The sequence below is a fragment of the Halorubrum sp. Ea8 genome, assembly GCF_002252925.1.
Lineage (GTDB): Archaea > Halobacteriota > Halobacteria > Halobacteriales > Haloferacaceae > Halorubrum.
The window spans coordinates 1-6617 of the sequence record NZ_NHPF01000034.1; the positions used below are offsets into that span (position 1 = coordinate 1).

Sequence of the window (6617 nt, forward strand, 5' to 3'; positions counted from 1 at the left end):
CGACCGCGAGGTCGTCGACGGCGATCTGCGGCACGGCGACGATCGGCCCGTCGTCGGGATCGTCGGGAGCGTCGGGATCGATCACGGGGACCGATTGGACGGACGGCGGAATAAACGAACGGGGGCGCCCGCGAAGGGAAACGTCTTAATGGACTACGCGCGCAGTTCGTGGTGTATGAGCAACGGCGACGACGACCCGGCCGACGCCTCCGAGGAGGCCGACGCCGCGGACGACGCGGAGGAGGCGGGGGGCGCCGGCGAGTCGACGGACGCGGCCGCCGCGCCGACGCTTCCGGACGAAGCGACCGAGGACTCGCTGAACGAGTACCTCGACGAGATCGCGGCGCTCCTCGACGACGCCGAGACGGAGGCGGACCTCGACGACGTCGACGCCCTCCTCGACGACGCCGAGGCGGGGATCGAGGAGGCCGACCTCCCCGAGCCGGACGAGGACGACGAGGACGCGGACGACCCGCGCGGCGACCTCGAGGACCGGGTCGCGGAGCTCCGCGAGGGCGTCGAGGAGGCGCGCGGCCCCTACGCCGAGGACGTCGTCGACGCCATCGAGAGCGCCGCGGCGACGCTCGAGGAGACCGAGTGGACCGCCGACGGCCGCGACGACGCCGCCGACGCGGTGACGGCCTTCGTGGAGGCGGCCGCGGACGCCGTCGACGACGAGGTCGACGCGGACGCTATCGAGACGGACCCGGACGCCGCAGACGACGCGCCCGCCGACGCGGAGAGTGACGCGGAGAGTGACGGGAGCGGGACCGACGAGGACGACCGCATCGACGCCCTCGTCTCGGCGCTCGACGCGGTCGCGGCGGGCGTCGCGGACGCCGACCTCGACCCCGACGACGACGCGGCGACGATCGCCGCCCTCATCGAGGCGACCGACGCGCTCGAGTCCGGGCTCGACGACGCCGAGGAGTGGGACGACCTCGAGACGCACGAGCAGCTCCGCGCCGAGGGGTACTACGACGTGCTCGGCCACTACAAGGACTTCCCGGTGGAGTGGGCCGCGCTGAAGGAACACGAGGCGCGCGGCAACGTCGACATGATCCTGCTCGCGCTCCACTCGCTCACCTCCGACTTCATGGAGCGGCACTGCCTCGAGGCGTTCGAGCGCATGGGGAAGCGCGGGAAGACCGAGGCCTCCCTCGAGGAGCTGCTCGGGCGCGCGGAGAAGCGCGACCAGTTCGCGATCCGCATCCTCGGGAAGATGGCCGCCGGCGAGGCGACCGAGACGCTCGTCGAGTACGTTCCGGAGAACTCGAACCCGCAGCTCCAGAAGGCGACGTTCAAAGCGCTCGGCGAGATCGGCGCGAGCGAGGCGGTCCAGCCGCTCGCGGACGCGCTCGTCGACGACGGCACCGAGGAGCTCGTCCGTCCGCACGCGGCTCGCGCGCTCGGGCTCATCGGCGACGCCCGCGCGGTCGACCCGCTCGCCGACGTGCTCGCCGGCGACGGCTCCGACGACGACCGCGCCGCGGCCGCCTGGGCCCTCCGACAGATCGGCACCCGCGAGGCCCTCGAAACCGTCGCCGAGTACGCCGACGAGCGCTCGTTCCTCGTCTCGACCGAGGGCGAGAAAGCGCAGCGCTCGCTCGACGCGGCGTCGGCGACCGCCTGACTCGCCGGCCTGACCGTCGGGCTGAACGACCGACCCTTCTTGTCCGATGCCGCGGGGAGACCCCCCGTGTCGCCCGGATCGACTCGTCTCGATAACGCCGCCGTCGCGAGGGTCTCGACCGCGAGCGCGGTCGCCGTCGCCCTCGGACTGCTCCTCCTGACGGCCGCCGCGCCGGTCGCGGCGGCGGGCGGCGCCGGCTCGACGGGCGCCGAGTCCGGCTCTGGACCCGCCGTCGCGCAGCCAACCCACGAGTCGAAGAACCGGACGCTCGTGGCCGAGCAGCCCCGGATACTCGAATTGTTCCCGAATCCGACGGCGGCGGAGAACCGCGGCGAGTACCTCGTCGTCCGGCTCCCCGAGCGCGGGAACTGGTCGCTCTCCGACGGCTACCACGAGGCGGACGTTCCGGCGAACGCGAGCGGCGTCGTCGCGCTCTCGATGGACCCCGCGAACGCGACGACCCTCCTCGACGACGACACCGCGGTCGGCGTCCACGGCGCCCACGACGGCGGCGCCGGCACCCCCGAACTCCGCGCGCTCGACGACCACTTCCCGCTCGCCGCGTCCGGCGACCGGATCGAGCTCCGCCGGAACGGGACGACGGTCGCCGTCGTCGACTACGACCGCGCGCCCGAGGGACACCGCTGGCGCGCGGACTGGGGCGAGTGGCGGCCGCGGGGGTACGAGCGCCGGTCCGCGACCGAAAGGGCGAACGCGACCGTGCGGCCGTTCGTGTTGCCGGACAGCCCGGGCATGCCGGTCGAGCCGCTACGGGGAGCGGAGCGCCGACTGCTGCTCGCCGGCTACACGCTGGGGTCCGAGCGCGTCGCCGACCTGCTCGTCGCGGCCGCCGATCGCGGGGTCGAGGTGCGCGTCCTCGTCGAGGGGTCGCCGGTCGGCGGGTTCTCCGCGCGGAGCGCCCGGCTCCTCGACCGCGTCGCCGCCGCCGGCGTCGAGGTGCGCGTCCTCGACGGCGACCCGGAGCGGTTCCGCTTCCACCACGCGAAGTACGCCGTCGCCGACGACCGCGCGGTCGTCCTCACGGAGAACTGGAAGCCGTCCGGCACCGGCGGTCGGACCAACAGAGGGTGGGGGGTCGTCACCGGGACGCCCCGGTCCGCGACCGCCGGCGCGACGGCCGCGGACGACCTCGCCGCCCTGTTCCGGGCCGACGCCGCGGCGTCCGACGCCCGGTCGTGGGAGGCGTTCCGCGCGGGGACCGAGTTCAGCGAGGGTGACGCGGCGACCGGCGGCTACCCGACCCGCTTCGAGGCGCCCGCGTCGACGGCGGCGGACGTCGAGCTCCTGACCGCCCCCGGTAACGGCGCCGACCGCTTGGTCGAGCGGATCGACGCCGCGGACGACCGCGTGCTGGCGCTCGTCCCGCGGACGGGGGGCCCGGAGAACCGCCTCGTCCGGGCGCTCCGGCGGGCCGCCGAGCGCGGCGTCGACGTCCACCTGCTGCTGTCGAACGCGTGGTACGACCGGGAGGCGAACCGCGCGCTCGTCGAGGCGCTCGCGGGCGAACCGATCGAGGTCGCCGTCGCGGAGCCGCGCGGCCGATACGGGAAGGTCCACGCGAAGGGCATCGTGGTCGACGACACGGCGATCGTCGGGAGCCTCAACTGGAACGCCGGCGCGGCGACGGAGAACCGGGAGGCGCTGCTCGCGGTCGAGGACGAGGGGGTCGCCGACTTCTACGCCCGGGCGTACGCGGCCGACTGGCGCGGCGGCGGGATTCACTTGCCGCTCGGGATCCTCGGCGGGCTCGGCGCCGCGCTCGCGGGTGCCGGCGTCGCCGCTCGTCGGGAGGTGACGTTCGCGTGACGAGCGCGCGTGGAACGGGGCGCGAAAATCGGGTTACCGTTGCGGTCAGTCGTCGAGCGCGGCCGTCGACGAGAGCGCCTCGTCGATCTCGGCCTCGGCCATCTTCTCGACGAGCGTGTCGATGACGGCGCTCCGGCGGCCCTTCACGAACTTGATCGAGCCGACGACGAGGTGACCGCCGCCGGAGACGCCCGCCTCCGGGAGCTCGTCGTTCAGCTCGGTCACCATGTTCGGGATGTCCAGACGGACCCCGTCGGACCGGAGCACGCAGAAGTCCGGGCCGTAGCCGATCGTGATGACCGGGTCGCCCGTCTCCCGCACGCGGGTGTCGTGGAGCTCGCCGGTCGTCTTCCCGGGCGCCGGGTAGGTGAACCGGTGAGCGTACTCGTCGAGGTCGGTCCGATAGAGGTGCGCGCCGGAGGCGAGCCGCTCGTGGTTGACGTGGTCGTCGAGGGCGTCGAGCTGCCGGGCGACGTCGCGCTCGGCGCGCTCGGAGAGGAAGTCGACCAGCTCTTCGTGGCGCTGTTCGTCCTCGCAGCCGACGTTCAGCGCGTCGTTGACGAGGGTCTTCCCCTCGGAGTAGCGCAGCCAGTGGGCGGCGTAGTCGAGCGCCTCGCCGATGTCGAGCAGGTCGGACTCGTCGTAGCCGGCCGCTTCGGCGAGCGCGACGTAGTCGTCCATCGCCTCCGCCTTCGAGCGGTCTGAGAGCCCGGCGACGGCGGGGACGTGTTCGAGCTCCTCGGAGATCGACGGGTCGATCAGCCGCGCGAGCTCGACGCACATCATCCCCGTGGTGACCCGGTAGTCCTCGCCGTGGAGGTACGGGTTGACGTGGGCGTCGAGCAGCGGCTCGACCGCCTCGGGGTCGGGGTGGTGGTGGTCGACGACCGCGATGGGGATGTCGTAGTGCGCGAGGTTCTCGTAGGCGGGGACGTCCTCCTCGGTCGACCCGTTGTCGAGCATCAGCAGGAAGGGGAGCTTCTGGCCGTGGCGGGCGCGCCCCTCCAGCGCGAAGTTCAGGTCGCGGGTGACGTCCTCCATCTCGTAGTACGGCGCCTTGCTCGGGAGCCGCTTGAACAGGTGACGGGCCGCGTCGGGGTCCTCGTGCACGTCGCAGACGAAGTTCTCCAAGGCGAGCTGGACCGGGATCGCCGCGCACATCCCGTCGCCGTCGGCGTGGTGGCGAACGCGGATCGGGCGCCCGGCGAGAGCGGTCCGGCGGAGGAGCCGGGCCAGTTCGCGGAGCTCCTCGTGGATGGGCTCGAACGCCTCCCACTCGACGAGGGGGTCGACGTCGGCGGGCGCGGCGCGCTCGTCGAGCGCGTCCTCGAACCGCTCGCGGGCCTCCGCGGCGCGCTCGTCGGGGAGCTGTCGCAGCGAGTCGACCTCCAGCTGGAGGGCGTTCTCACGGGTCTCGACCGTCCCGCCGACGTGGACCATGTCGCCGACCGCGACCTCGGGGTACGCGCGGACGCCCGCCTCTTCGAAGGCGGCGCAGGAGACGACGCCGGAGGCGTCGGCGACGGCGAAGATCGTCGGGCCGCCGGTCTGTTTCGCCTGAACGACCTCGCCCTCGACGGTGACCTCGTCGCCCGGGGAGAGCCCGCGGACGCGCGAGATCGTCGGCTCGTGAGCGACGGTCTCGGTGCGGTAGTCGTCGAAGTCCTCGTCGTCGAACGCGACGTCGCCGTTCTCCTTCACCTCGGTGAGCCGGACGATCAGTCGGTCGCCGACGGCGTAGTCGCCGTCGATGTTCGACTCGTGGACGAGCCCGGAGAGGGCGTCCGAGACGTCGACGAAGACGCCGTAGTCGACGACGCCGTTGACTTCGGCGTGGTACAGTGCGTCGACCTCGGCGTCCGCGAGGGTGCAGTTGGGTGCTAAGTCGTAGACGGTCGGCCGGCCGTCGGCCGTCCCCTTCGCCGCGGCGGCGTCGGGTTCGGGGCTCGAATCGCCCCGCGTGCCGGAATCCCCGGCGGTGTTCTCGCTCATGGAATCCATTCGGGAACGGGCGGTGTTAAGCCTGTTCTCTCGCGTCTCCGCCCGTCTCGACGCGCTCGGCGCGCGGACCCGTCGTCGTCCGGTCCGGAACCCCTATGGGGCGACGGCGCCTTCGCTCGCGTATGCGACTGTTCCGCTCGGACGAGCTCCTCGGGATCGCCCGAGAGACGATGGAGTTCGTCCTCGAGGCGAGCGAGGAGACGCACCCCAACGAGTACATGGGGTTCCTCCGCGCGGACGACGCCCGAAAGCTCGACGTCGACCGAGACGGGCAGGTGATCACCGACGTGCTCGTCATCCCGGGCACGGAGTCGAACCCGACGAGCGCCAGCGTGCGAACGCACATGAAGCCGAACGACATGCGCGCCGTCGGGTCGGTCCACTCGCACCCGAACGGGGCCCTCCGGCCGAGCGCGGCCGACCTCGCGACGTTCGGACAGGGGCAGGTCCACATCATCGTCGGCGCCCCATACGGGTGGGGCGACTGGAAGGCGTTCGACAACGAGGGGAATCAGACGACGCTGGACGTGCTCGACGTCGAGGTGCCCGACGAACACTTCTTCGACTTCACGCAGGAGGACATCGACAGCGAGCTCGTCGAGGAGCGCCGCGACGACGGCGGCTTCCTCTCGTGGTTCAGATGACGCGGGTCGTCGCGCAGGGGACCTTCGACCTGCTTCACCCGGGCCACGTCCACTACCTCGAGGACGCGGCGACGTACGGCGACGAGCTCCACGCCATCGTCGCCCGCCGCGCCAACGTCACCCACAAGCCCGAGCCGATCCTCTGCGCCCGCCAGCGGCGCGACATGGTCGCCGCCCTCGACGCGGTCGACGAGGCCCATCTCGGCGATCCGGAGGACGTGTTCGTCCCCATCGAGCGCCTCGACCCGGACGTTATCGTGCTGGGATACGACCAGCACCACGACGAGGCGGGTATCGCCGAGGCGCTCGCGGCCCGCGACATCGACTGTCGGGTCGAACGGGCGTCCGGCCGGGAGCCCCGACACGAGGACGAACTGCTCTCCAGCGGCGACATCGTCGATCGCGTCCTCCGGCGGCGCGGCCCGGGCGGGGTCGACGGCAACGGCTCACGCGAGAGCGGCGGGTCACGCGAGGGCGACGGGTCACGCGAGGGGTGTCTCTTATACACATCT

At 72.5% G+C, this 6617-nt stretch carries 5 protein-coding genes; 4 read left to right on the forward strand and 1 reads right to left on the reverse strand.

Features of this window, described 5'->3' with window-relative positions; genetic code table 11:
- Positions 1-175 precede the first annotated feature (175 nt).
- Both DJ74_RS02840 and DJ74_RS02845 read left to right on the forward strand, forming a co-directional pair.
- A complete protein-coding gene (locus tag DJ74_RS02840) occupies positions 176-1633 on the forward strand; it encodes a HEAT repeat domain-containing protein (RefSeq protein WP_094525805.1) in 1458 nt (485 codons plus the stop codon).
- A gap of 66 nt (positions 1634-1699) precedes the next feature.
- Positions 1700-3460 carry a phospholipase D-like domain-containing protein gene (locus DJ74_RS02845; protein ID WP_254922125.1) on the forward strand — a complete coding sequence of 587 codons (1761 nt, stop codon included), beginning with the start codon at positions 1700-1702 and terminating at the stop codon, positions 3458-3460.
- A 45-nt stretch (positions 3461-3505) separates the two neighbouring features.
- Here DJ74_RS02845 and DJ74_RS02850 read toward each other — a convergent pair whose 3' ends face one another.
- Positions 3506-5452 (reverse strand): DHH family phosphoesterase, encoded by a 1947-nt coding sequence (locus DJ74_RS02850; RefSeq protein ID WP_094526295.1) that lies wholly within the window; start codon positions 5450-5452, stop codon positions 3506-3508.
- A 131-nt stretch (positions 5453-5583) separates the two neighbouring features.
- Between DJ74_RS02850 and DJ74_RS02855 the strand changes: the two genes are divergently transcribed.
- Complete coding sequence (locus DJ74_RS02855; protein ID WP_094525803.1) at positions 5584-6105, forward strand: Mov34/MPN/PAD-1 family protein; 522 nt, start codon at positions 5584-5586, stop codon at positions 6103-6105.
- Positions 6102-6617, forward strand: a 516-nt coding sequence (locus DJ74_RS02860) for an adenylyltransferase/cytidyltransferase family protein (protein ID WP_254922126.1), incomplete at its 3' end; no start/stop codon positions are given. The genes DJ74_RS02855 and DJ74_RS02860, both read left to right, overlap by 4 nt.